Source organism: Peijinzhouia sedimentorum (assembly GCF_049340005.1).
Lineage (GTDB): Bacteria > Bacteroidota > Bacteroidia > Cytophagales > Cyclobacteriaceae > CAXBDP01.
This window is the reverse complement of record NZ_JBMPIY010000001.1, coordinates 437,940-451,908: the sequence shown is the minus strand read 5'-3', so window position 1 is coordinate 451,908 and position 13,969 is coordinate 437,940. Positions and strand designations below refer to the sequence as shown.

At 37.1% G+C, this 13,969-nt stretch carries 13 protein-coding genes; 6 read left to right on the top strand and 7 right to left on the bottom strand.

Translation table 11 applies throughout. The features are described from left to right. Window positions 1-187 precede the first annotated feature (187 nt). Both ACOXY8_RS02055 and ACOXY8_RS02050 read left to right on the top strand, forming a co-directional pair. Window positions 188-1,765 carry a T9SS type A sorting domain-containing protein gene (locus ACOXY8_RS02055; RefSeq protein WP_458329899.1) on the top strand — a complete coding sequence of 526 codons (1,578 nt, stop codon included), beginning with the start codon at window positions 188-190 and terminating at the stop codon, window positions 1,763-1,765. A gap of 38 nt (window positions 1,766-1,803) precedes the next feature. Next, window positions 1,804-2,694, top strand: coding sequence for a glutamate--tRNA ligase family protein (locus tag ACOXY8_RS02050; RefSeq protein ID WP_458329898.1), 891 nt, complete (start codon window positions 1,804-1,806; stop codon window positions 2,692-2,694). Between the two features lie 61 nt (window positions 2,695-2,755). On the opposite strand, the gene ACOXY8_RS02045 is transcribed toward ACOXY8_RS02050, so the two are convergent. From ACOXY8_RS02045 to ACOXY8_RS02025, 5 genes are all read right to left on the bottom strand, one after another. Beyond that, window positions 2,756-3,253, bottom strand: coding sequence for a DUF4252 domain-containing protein (locus ACOXY8_RS02045; RefSeq protein WP_458329897.1), 498 nt, complete (start codon window positions 3,251-3,253; stop codon window positions 2,756-2,758). A 6-nt stretch (window positions 3,254-3,259) separates the two neighbouring features. Then, window positions 3,260-3,787 (bottom strand): DUF4252 domain-containing protein, encoded by a 528-nt coding sequence (locus ACOXY8_RS02040; RefSeq protein WP_458329896.1) that lies wholly within the window; start codon window positions 3,785-3,787, stop codon window positions 3,260-3,262. Further along, window positions 3,787-4,263, bottom strand: a complete 477-nt coding sequence (locus ACOXY8_RS02035; protein ID WP_458329895.1) for a hypothetical protein — start codon at window positions 4,261-4,263, stop codon at window positions 3,787-3,789. The genes ACOXY8_RS02040 and ACOXY8_RS02035 overlap by 1 nt, the downstream gene beginning before the upstream one ends. Next, window positions 4,247-4,759 (bottom strand): RNA polymerase sigma factor, encoded by a 513-nt coding sequence (locus ACOXY8_RS02030; RefSeq protein WP_458329894.1) that lies wholly within the window; start codon window positions 4,757-4,759, stop codon window positions 4,247-4,249. The genes ACOXY8_RS02035 and ACOXY8_RS02030 overlap by 17 nt, the downstream gene beginning before the upstream one ends. 156 nt (window positions 4,760-4,915) lie before the next feature. After that, window positions 4,916-6,556, bottom strand: coding sequence for a M28 family metallopeptidase (locus ACOXY8_RS02025; RefSeq protein ID WP_458329893.1), 1,641 nt, complete (start codon window positions 6,554-6,556; stop codon window positions 4,916-4,918). 63 nt (window positions 6,557-6,619) lie between these two features. On the opposite strand from ACOXY8_RS02025, the gene ACOXY8_RS02020 reads away from it, so the two are divergent. Further along, complete coding sequence (locus tag ACOXY8_RS02020; protein ID WP_458329892.1) at window positions 6,620-7,738, top strand: alanine racemase; 1,119 nt, start codon at window positions 6,620-6,622, stop codon at window positions 7,736-7,738. Here ACOXY8_RS02020 and ACOXY8_RS02015 read toward each other — a convergent pair. After that, on the bottom strand, window positions 7,735-8,577 hold the full coding sequence (locus ACOXY8_RS02015) for a universal stress protein (RefSeq protein ID WP_458329891.1): 843 nt from the start codon (window positions 8,575-8,577) through the stop codon (window positions 7,735-7,737). The two genes, ACOXY8_RS02020 and ACOXY8_RS02015, sit on opposite strands and share 4 nt — an antisense overlap. Window positions 8,578-8,760: 183 nt before the next feature. On the opposite strand from ACOXY8_RS02015, the gene ACOXY8_RS02010 reads away from it, so the two are divergent. After that, window positions 8,761-9,363 carry a DUF2911 domain-containing protein gene (locus ACOXY8_RS02010; RefSeq protein ID WP_458329890.1) on the top strand — a complete coding sequence of 201 codons (603 nt, stop codon included), beginning with the start codon at window positions 8,761-8,763 and terminating at the stop codon, window positions 9,361-9,363. Window positions 9,364-10,500: 1,137 nt separating this feature from the next. Continuing rightward, on the top strand, window positions 10,501-11,346 hold the full coding sequence (locus ACOXY8_RS02005) for a KilA-N domain-containing protein (RefSeq protein WP_458329889.1): 846 nt from the start codon (window positions 10,501-10,503) through the stop codon (window positions 11,344-11,346). A gap of 687 nt (window positions 11,347-12,033) precedes the next feature. Here ACOXY8_RS02005 and ACOXY8_RS02000 read toward each other — a convergent pair. Next, window positions 12,034-12,357 carry a hypothetical protein gene (locus ACOXY8_RS02000; RefSeq protein ID WP_458329888.1) on the bottom strand — a complete coding sequence of 108 codons (324 nt, stop codon included), beginning with the start codon at window positions 12,355-12,357 and terminating at the stop codon, window positions 12,034-12,036. Window positions 12,358-13,285: 928 nt separating this feature from the next. Between ACOXY8_RS02000 and ACOXY8_RS01995 the strand changes: the two genes are divergently transcribed. Next, on the top strand, window positions 13,286-13,837 hold the full coding sequence (locus ACOXY8_RS01995) for a dihydrofolate reductase family protein (RefSeq protein ID WP_458329887.1): 552 nt from the start codon (window positions 13,286-13,288) through the stop codon (window positions 13,835-13,837). Window positions 13,838-13,969 lie beyond the last annotated feature (132 nt).

Here is a 13,969-nt window from a genome sequence, read left to right as displayed (position 1 = left end):
ATGAAGTGTTTTCAGTACTTTGAGTTCTAAATAATGTTAGTTGTGTATTTGTACTATATGAAGATATCGGAGTGTAATTTTTTATCTTAGGGTTACTATTGTGTAAATTTGGCATAAATAAAAGTTAGGAATACAATCCATTTAGGCTCATTTTTCGTATATTCCTATAGATGTATGCACAACTACAATGAAACTAAAAAAAGTAATCAAATATAATTTTTTTAAGATTACTGATTGGAGTCTAGTGCTAATCGTTATGCTGGCATTAGGAAGCTATCAATCAGTAGGCCAAGGTTGGGAATATGATTTTGCTGGAAAATCTCTTAATCAATTAGTTGAGGAAGGATTTGTTCATGAAAATTTCAATACTGCATTTGATGGTATCGTTACGAATAATTTAGCTGATTATGTATCCACTATTCGTACTCCCTATTTTTATTTGGGTGTGGATGACTATTTTACGTTTAATGGCGCCAGACTAAATAATGCAGCAGGTAATGGAACATTGAATGTTGAGATATTTGCTGAAGCACTTGATGGTACTATTATGAAAAGCATGAATTATGAAATGCATGATGCCTCGCAAGAAGAGATTCCTGAATTTGATTTCTCAGTACTAACGCGTGGTTTTTATCGCATAGGGATTCGTATTTCTTATGGAGGGAACAAGAAGAATATTAATGCTACACTAACTGCAATACATAGCCCAAATCTCCCACTTGAAACATATACACCAGATCAAGCAATATCAGCCATTGAAGTAAGGTCTAATATTATTCCTGACAAGATGGAGTACCTACAAGGTGAAGTAGCCACTTTTGAATACAAAATCAAATTTGATGGTATAGATGGCTTACGTGAAGTAAACACGGTTATTTATCATTTTGAAATTCCAGTAGGCTTTCAAGTTAATGATTTTCAAATCGTAAAGAGATTTTCAGAGAGAACTGATCCAAACGCAAGAATTGACTATGCGCTTGAAAATGAAGTTGTAAGCTATGATCCGAGTACCAGTACAATGGTGGTGGAAAATAGCGCTACGGATAGGGAGTTTGATGTAATTTTCACGACTGAAGCAGTTGGAGATGGAGGTACTTATTGGCTTGAAACTGATATTGAATCAAGTAGTCCTACTTATGTAAATGACGATCCTAATGATGAGACGGATCCAATCATAATTATTCCATTTGCAACACAGCCTGTAGAATTAATTTATTTCGATGCATCAGCAGATAAGAATTTCAATTTACTTTCTTGGGCAACTGCAAAGGAAGTAGAAAACGATTACTTTGCGATAGAGAAGTCTGTGAATGGAATTAATTTCGAAGTGATTGACCAAGTTGATGGATATGGTAATTATGTTGGAACCCTGAAATACAATTATGAAGATCATAACCTACTCCCAATTGCATATTATCGTTTGCGTCAAGTGGATTTCAATGGTGACTTCAAAGTTTATGAAACTAAGAGAGTTCTCAGGAAGGAAGTAGCTGAGACTTCTTTAAAATTATACCCAAACCCAAACAATGGGAATAATTTGAATTTGATGTTTGCTGGTACAGGCTGGCATTCCACTGTTTTTGTAACTGTAATAGATGCCGCTGGCAAAATGCGGCATAATCAAGAGATCCGATATGAAAATGGCTTCAATGATAAATTTGCTTTAGAGCAATTGAATCTTGAGCCTGGGCTTTATATTGTTCAGGTTAATTCCCAAGAGAATATTCACAGATCAAAACTTATAATTCAAGGAAATTTTAGATAGTATTATCGAATATTAGTTTCGAGATATTATCTTGTAGAATGCTGATTTCTCGAATTGCACCTACACCCAGTGGTTATCTACATCTAGGTAATTTGCTATCTTTTTTACAAACCTGGCTTATCGTCCGCCGACATTCAGGTAAGCTAATGCTACGAATTGATGACCATGATGCGCTACGAGCAAAGGACGAATACCTCAATGATATATTTGATAGCTTGTCATTTTTGGGCATTGATTATGATATTGGCCCTCGGAATCTCTACGAGCTCAAGAATGAATACTCTCAGCATCTAAGAAAACATACATACCAAGAAGTCATAGACAGGCTTAAGGCTCAAGGAAATTTATATGCGTGTACTTGTTCTCGCAAAGTAATTTCTGCAGAGAATAGTTATGGTTTGTATCCACGCTATTGTAGAGAAAAGGGAATTACGCTCAATAGACCAAATGTAGCTTTACGAATTCGGTTGCCAATGGATCTCTATATCACAATAAAAGATGACATTCTGACTAAAGAAATAGAGGTGCAATTGTTTGATGTAATGCCCGACTTTGTAGTTCGTAGAAAGGACAGCTTACCAGCATATCAGATTGCATCTTTGGTGGATGATGAGATTTTTGGTGTAAACTACATCGTTCGCGGAAAGGATTTGGTAGAATCTACAGCTGCACAAATGTATTTATCAGAAATGTTATATTATAACTTTCATTTATCCTGCCGCTTTTTTCATCACGAATTATTGAGAGGAGAAGGTGAGTTGAAGCTTTCCAAGTCCGCTGGAGCTTATTCTTTATTTCAAATGAGAAAGGAAGGGTTTCGAAAAGAAGAAATTTTGGGAATCTTGGGCTCCTATTTGGGTTTCGAAAAGCGGGAGGTTGAAAGTCCACAATGGTTTTTAGACAACTTCGATAAGATCATCTGGAAATAAAAATCCCTTTCCAATAATTAGCTTGAAAAGGGATTTCAATATCTTAACTGGATGATTTGCTCTATTTTTGGCCTTTACTCATTCCAGTAAAATCGACTTTGCCTTGAGCATTGTCCCAAACAGTTCTTGGTATTTGTCCTGAGAAATTAAGGATTACAAATTCTTCATCATTTTCAACAAGCAGCATAAATCTATTAACAACATCATTTGCTTCGCTTATTACCAATCTCACATTGTCCTTTCCATCGCGCATGCTCATTACAGTTTCTAATTTCTTGTCATCAAACATTGCTTTGATGTCTTTCAAATCTCCACTTTTAAGATTACCCATTGGCAAAGTTAAAAGGCTAAAAGTATTGATATTGCTGAATAACTCCTTTGCTTCCGGATTATCATCTTTGTTGATCATGCCAAGCATATTGGAATTGAAATTGAGATAAACAACATCTTCGTTAGTGCCATACTTTTCGTAAAGCTTTTTGATTTCGTCTGATTGGCCAAAACTCAAACATGGAATGGAGATGATGATTGCTGCTAAAAGTACTTTGAAAGTTTTCATGTTGATTTAATTTTTGTTTTCGTTTAGTTTGTCTAGTCCTTTGATATCCATTTTTTCAGTCATTTTGGATATAGATTTGAGATCAATATCTCCAATAATGCTCATTAGCATAAAGCTCTTTTCCTCTCCAGAAATCATAAGTAGTTCTTTGATAATGGAGCCTTCTTCTCGTATCATAAATTGAAACTGCTCATTTCCTTCTCGCACTACCATCAATTCCTCAAAGCCATTTCTATTGAGATTGGAAATAGCTTCCTGATAGAACTTCACTCCATCTACACTATCTGCTGAGAGCATTCGTAATCCATTGATTTTTGAAGCTGCTTCGTTAAGACTTTTGCTTTCCTCGTCTTCTGAATTCACTCCTGAAAACATCCTGAACATCCTCCCGCTAAAGTACACCGTGGAGAAGCGTTCGTCGTTCATGTATTTCTCATAGAAGCGCACAATGGCGTCGTCTTGTTGCTGGGCATAGGTGTTGGTGATTACCAAGCCAGTTAGCAGCAGACATATTGAGATTATTTTGAGCTTCATTATTTTATTAATTTTTGTTGAGTTTCATTAAATTTTTCTAATTCTTGAAAAGCCTCCGTACCTCTATTCATTTTGTTTGAGACCATTGTAAGAAGCTTTTTAGCTTCCTCTAGAGCAATTTCCGGGTCTTCATAGGTGTCGGCATATAAATCATCAGGAGACTCAGTGGCTGGCTTCTGAGGAATCCAAAGCCATAGAGCTGTAATTAATACAAGTATTACAGCGGCTGCAGACCAAATTTCAAATCGCCAATGTTTTTTCGGCTGGATGGCGTTCAATAATTCATTCTCTGTAATTGATTTTTCCTCCTCAATTTGAGATTGCCAAAAGCCAAATACTGCTCGGTACTTTTCGAATTCTGGAATGATATTGGACTTGGAAAAGTAACGTTTAAGTTCCTCTTCTTCCTCCAATGTGCTCTCCGCATCAAAGTATTTATCGATTAATTGCTTTAATTTTTCAGAAGTCATTTCCATATATGCTCTTCATTTTATCTCTTACTTTTTTTCTTGCCCTATGTAATTCCACCTTAATGGTATTCAAGTCTGTACCTACGATCACCGCAATTTCGTTGTAAGTATATCCTTCAATTTCTCTTAGGTGAATCACCGCTTTTTGTCGCTCGGGCAACTCATCCATTGCCAGATGCATTTGCTCAAGTCCTTGCTTTAGTTCTACACTTTTGTGCGGATTTGGCAGTGCTGATGCAATCTCGAATGCAGTCTCTATCTGATTGGATCTACGATAAGACTGATATCTGATTTTGTCCAAAGCACGATTTCGAATCATCTTCATGCACCAAGCTTCTACGTTCTCAATTCCCGCCATCAAGTGTCGCCGATCCCAAAGTTTGAGAAGCACATCTTGGACAGTATCGCTAGCATCATCCTCATCCTTGAGCAGGCTTTTAGCGAAGCGTTGTAGCTTTGCACTTATTGGAATTACTTTCTGCGTAAAGGATTCAGGACTCATTCTGTGTGGGAGACTCTTATCGGATATTAATGTTACACAAGGTCATTAAAAATCTCAAATAAATATATAATATACTGATACATAGTATATAAAATTAAAAATGGCTTTACTCATTTGATTAGTAAAGCCATTTTTATTTCTGATTATATAGTGATTTTATTTCTGTTGCCTTTTTCGGAGAGCTTTAAATTCGGAACCTTCTTTCCATTCCGGCCATTCATTCGAGTTGGCTAATCCATTTCCAATTTGATAATACAGTTCCATGTCTAACATCGAACCTCTCAAATCCCATTTTTCTCTGTCAAATTCATCGCTTGGCTGGTGGTAGTTTTTGGTTGTAAACTCATCTGCTTTTGATTTTCCATAGTCAACACCATTTTCTACATGATCCCAACCAGAGCCGAGGAACATGGCTGGTACACCCACTTTGGCAAAGCTAAAGTGATCTGACCTGAAGAAATAGCCTTTTTCTGGATCGCGATCTGGAACTACATAGCGATCTTGTTGGCCAGCGGTGCTTTCCACGTAATCGTCCAATTCGGATTGTCCGTAACCAATTACTATCAGATCTTTGGTTGGGCCATTTGGCGTCATCATATCGATATTGAGGTTGGCTACTGTGTGCTCAAGTGGGTAAATTGGGTTTTGGGCATACCATTCGGAGCCAAGTAAACCTTGCTCTTCAGCAGTTACGGCTAGGAAAATTATGGTTCGCTCAGGTTGAGTACCCGAATTTTTGAATGCTTTAGCAAATGAAAGCAACGCCGCTGTTCCAGTAGCATTGTCAGCAGCACCATTATAAATAGAATCACCGTTTACCGGCGCACCTACCCCCAAATGATCCCAATGTGAGGAGTAGAGAATGTATTCATTCGGCGAAGTGCTTCCTGTAATTTTGGCAATTACATTTTTCGATTTATCAAATTTAAATTCATTTTCGATACTCATTGATACTGTGAGCCCAAGACTAATACCTTGAAATTCTGGATTACGAGCTTCACCTATTATATCGTAGTTTTTTCTGCCAGCCAAGCCAAAAAGGTTTCTGGCAGCGTTGTTTGTGATCCAACCTTTGAGGGCAGGCCTGTAATCATCACTGTCACGTGTATCGATTACGAGCCTTGGACCAATCCCATTGTTATTTACCACATTCCAGCCATAGCCTGCTGGAGCTGTGTTATGGATAATCAATAAACCTGCAGCACCCTGACGCGCAGCCTCTTCATATTTGTAAGTCCAGCGACCGTAATAGGTCATGGTGTTGCCTTTGAAGAATGATTCGTCTTCCGTGCCGAAGCCAGGGTCATTTACAAGTACGAGGACGGTTTTGCCTTTCACGTCCAATCCTTCATAATCATTCCATCCATATTCTGGCGCCACAATACCAAAGCCGGCATATACAATTTCAGAATCTGTCAACTCTGTAAATGGTTCGAACCGGTCTGTAAATGCACTATAATCGACGCTGGCTTCGAGGGTTATTTCACCTCCCACTCCTTTTACCGTCATAGTTCTAGCAGGATTTCCCGTGATTAGCGCCAATGGCACATCTTGGATAAAGCTGTCACCATTTCCGGGTTCTAATCCCATTTCTTTGAATTTCTCCACCAAAAAACCAACAGTTTTTTCTTCGCCTTCAGTCAGTGGTAATCTACCTAAAAACTCATCTGAGGCTAATTTAGCTAAATTATTTGCATATTCTTCTTCGCTAAATAGAGCAGCATTTTCGATAGTTTCAGTCGAATTGCAGGATTGGAGCAATGCCAAAGCAACTATCAAATAAATTATTTTCTTCATATTGGTTTATGTTATATTTGGCTGAATAAAGGTTCAATTTAAGACAATTTAATAGCAAAACAGATGTCCTTAGATATTTCTAAAATCACCTCGCCACAATTGCTCCTCGATGAAAATATTTGCAAAAGGAATATTGAAAGAATGCGTGAAAAAGCCTTTAGTAAAAACTTGAAGCTTTTCCCGCATTTCAAAACTCATCAATCGCGGGAGGTTGGTAAATGGTTCTTAGAATCAGGAATAGATGGGATTGCCGTTTCATCCCTTAAAATGGCTAAATATTTTGCAGATGCGGGAGGCTATAATGACATCACAGTTTCATTTCCAGTGAATATCAGGGAAATTGATTTGATAAATGAATTAGCCAACAAGACCAATTTAACTTTATTGGTAACTGAGGAGTATTCTGCTAAAGTATTGGCTCATAAGCTTCAAGCGCCAGCAAGTATTTTTATAGAGGTAGATGCCACATATCATCGGAGTGGATTGGGATCTGAGCAAACCGTGAAGATTGAGCAAATATTGCAATCAATAGAATCAGCGGCAATGATGAAACTTCGCGGTTTTTATATTCATCCTGGCGATAGCTATCATGTGCCAACGATTCAAGAAAAAACTGTGATTCATAATGCGGCTTTGGAAACGTTGAAATGGATGAAATCGAAGTATGGAAATGATACGACAGAATGTAGGCTTGGTGATACGCCAAACTGCAGCTTAATGGAAAATTTCGATGGAGTTGATTCTATTGGTCCGGGAAATTATGTGTTCTATGATTATGTCCAAACGCAAATAGGTAGTTGTGGAGTAGGGGATATTGTAGTTTGTTTAGCAACTCCAGTTGTGTCATTTAATAAAAACAGAAATGAGGTAATAGTGCATGGAGGAGCGGTACATCTATCCAAAGATTTTCTGATAAACGAACAAGGCCAAAAATCTTTTGGCCTTGTTGTTCAAATTCATGAAAATGGCTGGTCGAGCCCAATCTCTGGTGCTTTTGTGAAATCAGTTTCTCAAGAGCACGGAATCATTGAGATGGATAATTCACTTATTGATACTCTTCAACCAGGTGATTTGCTTGGCATATTACCAGTACATAGTTGTTTGACAGCAGATGCAATGAAACAGTATCGATGTCTAAATGGTAAAATTGCTGATCACTTGGAAGGCCAAATGTCCGTTTAATCGTTATCGTGCAAAATCAATAATGGCAATAGACTTCTAAAGGCCATTTCTTTTGCATGTTCTGTTCTAAATAGTCTATCAAAAAGATTCTTTTTGCGTGTAACAAGAGCAATCATATCTATATCGCCTTTATTCTCAACATATTTGCTAATGCCTTCTAAGACATTTTTATTTTCAATTTTATGGAAACTATGTCTCACATCATCGCCTATTACATGACCAATTCTACTTCTTTCTAGTCTTTCTTCCCAATTCGAATGCTCTCCTTCATCTTTCACATTTGCGATTCTAACTTTTGCGTTGGAAAGACGAGCGATTTCAGATAATACATCTAATGCGGAATCATCCTTAATTGGTTTTAGATCAGTCATAAAAAGGATCTTTGAAATTTCCTTGAAAGTAGCTTCTACAGGAACTACCATAATAGGAAGCTTTACCTTTTCAATTACACTTACTGTGTTGCTACCTACCCATACTTCTTTTAGACCTGATGCTCCTTTGGTACCCATCACGATTAAGTCTGCATCCGAAATGTCAATAATTTCTTTCATGCCTTCCATGAAGCTCTCTGGAAGTGTGTGTAGATTATACGAAACGCTACTATAACTTCCTTTTGCTAATGCATCAGCCACATGTTGTTCAAGGGCATTGTCGGCGGATTCTTTGGCCAAATCATACACCTCAGTGGAATTGCCTTCTTGGGTATGGTATCTGTCGAAACTATAGAATACGGCTACTCTAGCACCAGATTTTTTGGCAAGATCAAATGCATACATCATTGCATTCTCAGCATTATCTGATAAATCAGTAGGGACAAGAATTTTCTTTATTTTGTTCATTGTATTATTTGGTTTTATAAATAGCTAATTTTTGATTTTATCAAATTTAACATTTTTACAGGTCGTAATCAAATGATAGAAGTCTGAAAGGAAACTGACATTTTTCATATATTATTAACACGAATAATTAGGTGAATGGATATATTTTGTATTTTTGTAAGATAAACCAACTAAACTAAACTTATGAAAATCAGTAAATTATCAGTTTTTGCTTTTGCATCGATTTTTGCATTTTCTATATTCTTGATTTCATGCGGTGGAGATTCATCCAATGAAACTGAAATAGTAGAAGAAGAGATAATAGAGGAAGAGATAGTAGAAGAAACAATCACTGAAGAAGACAATGAGAGCCTTCCAAGTCCTAGACGCCAAGTTTCAGGACAAATTGGTGATGCTACAGTTACCATTGACTACGGTTCGCCAGCAGTAAAAGGCCGTACAATTTTTGGCGACCTTGAGCCTTATGGTGAAGTATGGAGAGCGGGTGCCAATGCCTCTACAAATGTGGAATTTAGCACTGATGTTACTATTAATGGTCAAACTGTAGCTGCTGGAAAATATGGTGTGTTCTTAATACCTGCCGAATCAGGTGATTGGACATTCATTCTTAACTCAGTTTGGGATGGCTGGGGAGCATATGATTATGCAGAAACCAACGATGTGCTAAGAGTTAATGTAACACCACAGTGGTCTGACACTGTACAAGAACGATTGATGTACGCTGTTGAAGATGGTGCCATTAAATTTGCTTGGGATAAAGTAACATTATCCATTCCGGTAAATTAATTCAAAAGATTAAATATTAAGCAATTCAATATTTTTCCTAATAAAAAAGCAGCTCCTAAGGCTGCTTTTTTATTTTATGCTAATTATTCATAGCAATTCTATTTTAATTCAAACCGTATATATTTTCCTGCTGACCATTGGCAGGCAGCATGCTTTCTAGCTCCAGCGGAGCGAAATATCCATAGCCCATGGTTTCAACCGCGGGGTAATGGAAAAGCACAAATCATATTTACCGACCGTAGGTGGGTGGACCTCCCGAAAAGTCGTCTGAATCATGCCTGCCTACCCAGGCAGGGATTAAACAGATTGCTGGATTTCATGGAATTTTTCAGCAAAGCGAAATATCCATAGCCCACGGTTTCAACCGTTGGATAATGGAAAAGCACAAATCAACCTCCCGCACAATCGGTTCATCTCGCAAATTGTCTGAACTATGATTTTCATAATTTATTTATTCTCTATTCTCCTTTAATCAAAAATAACACATCTCTAATCTCTTCTCAAGGTTATTAATATTTCGCTCCGCTGGAGCTATGGGTATTTCGCACAAATTTGGCTATTAATATATCGCTCCCATGGAGCTAATCTTAAAGTCCATCACTCATATTCTTCTTTAGCAACATCTCCATAGCAACATCTCCATATCCCACGGTTTCAACCGTTGGATAATGGAAAAGCGCAAATCAACCTCCCGCACAATCGGTTCATAGCGCAAATTGTCTGAACTATGATTTTTATGATTAAATGATAGACTATAATTTTTTTCGTTCAAATCAATAGCCTATTGACAAATTGGAAATCTAGTTCAGATGCTTTATGTTTATTATCAAACAAAGAAAAAAAGGTGATAATACAGCCTATGGTAAATGAGAAAGGGAGGAAATTGTTTCGTATTTTTCTCCAATTGGAAGAATAGACGAAATTGAGTTCAATTATAAACGAAAAGGGCAACAAGCTAAAAACCCGCAGTACTAATGGTGCATTTGGTTTTGCCCAAAACATTAACCGACACTAAAAAGACAGAAAGAGCAAAACGTCAAGACAAATGAAAAATTCCAATTAGATAATTTCGATTTGATTACCTGGTTTTTGAATTGTGTTTATTCACACCGAATTTGGTATAATTAGAGATAGATAATGGCAAAAAGTAAAAAGATAGAAGTAATTGGTAGAGAAATAAGTCTTTATACTAATAAGTCAGTTGACTTTATTTCTCTAACAGATATGGCAAGGTATCGAGATGCTGATCGAACTAATTACATTATCCAAAACTGGATGCGAACCAGAAGTGCCATTGAATTTTGTGGTCTTTGGGAACAATTATACAATCCGGATTTTAAACGCATCGAATTCGATGCGTTTAAAAATGAATCAGGCGCTAATAGCTTCACACTTACCCCACAAAAATGGATTGAAACCACCAATGCTATTGGTATTATTTCAAAATCAGGTAGGTATGGAGGAACCTTTGCCCACCGTGATATAGCCTTTGAATTTGCCACTTGGATAAGTGCCAAATTCAAATTCTACCTCATTAATGAATTCCAACGACTCAAAGAAGAAGAAAACAACCGATACCAACTTGACTGGAACTTGCAGCGCACCCTTGCCAAAGTCAATTACACTATACATACTGATGCCATTAAGGAACGATTGATCCCCGAAAAACTAACTGGAAAACAAACTTCTCTAGTCTATGCATCAGAAGCCGACTTGCTAAATATGGCACTATTTGGAAAAACAGCAGCAGACTGGCGGGCTGAAAACCCTTCTGCCAAAGATTCACCTGCAGGAAAGTACGGGAATATGCGAGATGAGGCCACACTCGAACAGCTGGTGGTGCTCTCCAATCTTGAAAGTATCAATGCCGTACTGATTCGTCAAGGGTTACCTCAATCAGAACGTCTGAGACAACTCAATCAAATTGCTATCACCCAAATGACCTCATTGGTAAATAATGCGAACTTGAAAAAACTGAAATAGATGGGTTTCCTAAAAAACCATAATTTCTAGTTCCAAAGGAGCGAAATATCCATAGCCCATGTCAACCATGGCCACAGCCCATCGCGGAAACAGCCAGCCCTTCAAGGGTTTCAAACCCTTGAAGGGCTTTGCGATAAACATCATTTATTTCTAACAAAATTCACCTTCTATAAAATTCATTTTTTTCAACTGTCAACCGTCAACTGTCATCCCCCTTTTCCTTCATCAACGTTTGCTGTATTCCGTTAGTTAAAAATACCCACCCAAAAATCACTAAAATCACCACCCAAAACAGACTTAAATTTCCTTCAATTTCCAAAGCCTAATCAGCTCATTATCCATGCACATTTTGTCCAGTTTCTGACCAAATTATGCCCAAATCAACCAGCCTCTTTGCAGAAAGTCATTTTTTCGAAAATATTTAAATATTATTATTTTGAATACATAAATTTAAAATATGAATTTTTTTCCACTCGATTTTAGCCCATTTTAGTGGGTGTTTACCTTAGGGTTTCCTTGGTGTTTCCTTGCTTTCCCATTGGTGTTTAATTGGTCAATAAGGTGCACAAAACGCATAAAGCGAATATTGCGCAGAAAGTAACATAAAACGAATATCACGAAAAATGTGCACTGAAACGCATATTGCGAATAGAACGCACATTCATTTTTTTATTCCTAAAGGATTCATCAAATTAGTTCAAAGCCGAAGCAAGCCACCCAAAATTGAGGGCGCTGCAAGGCTTCAAAAAGTAGCTGTTCTTTGAGTGAAATTTGACTTAAAATCGCAAAATTTCGCCCAAAGTTCAATGCCCAAAATACGTCCAATTTTTTAAAAAGACCCGCAAGGTTTTCGAAAACCTTGCGGGTCTTCCATCGCCACCACAACTGTTCGACATTTGAAATGTCGTACTCCTGATAAAGAGGATTTGCAATCCGACTTTCGATAATGAGAAAAGATCTACAGCAGCTGTAATTGTCCGAACCAGCCTGCTTGCCGAGGTAAGAATTCATAGAATTTCAGAATTTTGCATCAACATCACAAGACCCAGAATGGGTCAAACATTTATGGAAAAAGGATCCAAAATCAACATACCACCCTACATGGGTCGAACCAATACGCCATTAATAATGCCTATAAATATATGACCCTTTCAGGGTCGAAAAAATTATGATCCTAAGCTCCAAAGGAGCAAAACATCATTAACCCACGGTGTAGCCGTGGGATATTGTCGAAGCACAAATCAACCTCCCGCACAATCGGTTCATAGCGCAAATTGTCTGAATCATAATTTTCATAATTTCTTTATTCTCCTTTAATCAGAAATAGCACATCTCTAATCTCCTCTTAGGGCTAATAATATATCGCTCCGCTGGAGCTATGGGTATTTCGTACAAATTGGGCTATTAATATATCGCTCCTACGGAGCTAATCTCAAAGTCCATCACTCATATCCCTCTTCATCAACATCTCCATAGCCCATGGTTTCAACCATGGGATAATGGAAAAGCATAAATCAACCTCCCACAAAGTCGTCTGAATCACTCTTGAAAAAGAATCAATTAACAAAGGCATTAAAGATGCGGGTAATCTAAAAGATCACGATCAAGCCAGAGAAATCTATAGAAAGTGGCTTTAAGATTCGGTGGACAAATCATGCCTTAGTTGAATTATCAGACTCAATACAAATACTTTCTATATTCGGAACAAAACAAGATCCAGCGAAAAGGAAATAGAAAACCGCAGAAGTCAAATAAGTAAACCGTTGTGCCTTAGACGAGAATGAAATTCTGATACTTTTTAGATCCAGTCATACTTGGGCTGGGCGTTTCACTGTTTAAAAACAAAGGAGACAAAATAAACTTGAAACTATTGCCGAAAACTCGCCAATTTAGCAATGGAGTAATCGAACTGAATTATAAACTAGAAAGAAAATAAAAAATGAGAAAAGTAATAGCTGCACTAAATATGACAATTGATGGAATTTGTAACCATACAGCAGGAATTCCTGATGAAGAAATACATCAACATTATACAGAATTATTAGGACAGGGTGACGCAATTCTATACGGAAGAATAACGTATCAGCTTATGGAATTTTGGCGAACATTTTTAGAAAATCCTTCCGAGGAAAATACAATGAACGACTTTGCCATTGCTATTGACAAAATTCAGAAAATTGTTTTTTCCTATACACTTAAAAATGTAGATTGGGAAAGTGCAACTGTAGCAAATCGTGATTTAAAGGATACTGTTTTAGCGCTCAAACAACAATCAGGTAAAGATATTTTCGTTGGTAGTCGCAGCTTAATTATACAACTATTAAACCTTAACTTAATTGATGAATTCCAGCTTTGCATATATCCAATGGTGGAAGGAAAAGGTTTGCCATTATTTAAAGACTTAAATGACAGGATTATTTTCAAACTTGTTAAAACTAAAAACTTTAAGGGTGGAGCTGTAATTCTATACTATCAACCGAAAAAGGATTGATAAATGAAAAACAGTCAATTTTATTTAGGCATTTACAATCATTTGCCATTAACAATTTTCTCTCCCTTCTAATACAAACTTAGCCGTCGAAATTAACCGAATTTAAGGAGGTTTTATTTACCTTAGTCAGAA

What these genes read in the sequence shown, in the direction of transcription:
- ACOXY8_RS02055 (WP_458329899.1), top strand. Translation starts at nt 188, where the DNA reads ATGAAACTAAAAAAAGTAATCAAATATAATTTTTTTAAGATTACTGAT.
- ACOXY8_RS02050 (WP_458329898.1), top strand. Translation starts at nt 1,804, where the DNA reads ATGCTGATTTCTCGAATTGCACCTACACCCAGTGGTTATCTACATCTA.
- ACOXY8_RS02045 (WP_458329897.1), bottom strand. Translation starts at nt 3,253, where the DNA reads ATGAAAACTTTCAAAGTACTTTTAGCAGCAATCATCATCTCCATTCCA.
- ACOXY8_RS02040 (WP_458329896.1), bottom strand. Translation starts at nt 3,787, where the DNA reads ATGAAGCTCAAAATAATCTCAATATGTCTGCTGCTAACTGGCTTGGTA.
- ACOXY8_RS02035 (WP_458329895.1), bottom strand. Translation starts at nt 4,263, where the DNA reads ATGGAAATGACTTCTGAAAAATTAAAGCAATTAATCGATAAATACTTT.
- ACOXY8_RS02030 (WP_458329894.1), bottom strand. Translation starts at nt 4,759, where the DNA reads ATGAGTCCTGAATCCTTTACGCAGAAAGTAATTCCAATAAGTGCAAAG.
- ACOXY8_RS02025 (WP_458329893.1), bottom strand. Translation starts at nt 6,556, where the DNA reads ATGAAGAAAATAATTTATTTGATAGTTGCTTTGGCATTGCTCCAATCC.
- ACOXY8_RS02020 (WP_458329892.1), top strand. Translation starts at nt 6,620, where the DNA reads ATGTCCTTAGATATTTCTAAAATCACCTCGCCACAATTGCTCCTCGAT.
- ACOXY8_RS02015 (WP_458329891.1), bottom strand. Translation starts at nt 8,577, where the DNA reads ATGAACAAAATAAAGAAAATTCTTGTCCCTACTGATTTATCAGATAAT.
- ACOXY8_RS02010 (WP_458329890.1), top strand. Translation starts at nt 8,761, where the DNA reads ATGAAAATCAGTAAATTATCAGTTTTTGCTTTTGCATCGATTTTTGCA.
- ACOXY8_RS02005 (WP_458329889.1), top strand. Translation starts at nt 10,501, where the DNA reads ATGGCAAAAAGTAAAAAGATAGAAGTAATTGGTAGAGAAATAAGTCTT.
- ACOXY8_RS02000 (WP_458329888.1), bottom strand. Translation starts at nt 12,357, where the DNA reads ATGAATTCTTACCTCGGCAAGCAGGCTGGTTCGGACAATTACAGCTGC.
- ACOXY8_RS01995 (WP_458329887.1), top strand. Translation starts at nt 13,286, where the DNA reads ATGAGAAAAGTAATAGCTGCACTAAATATGACAATTGATGGAATTTGT.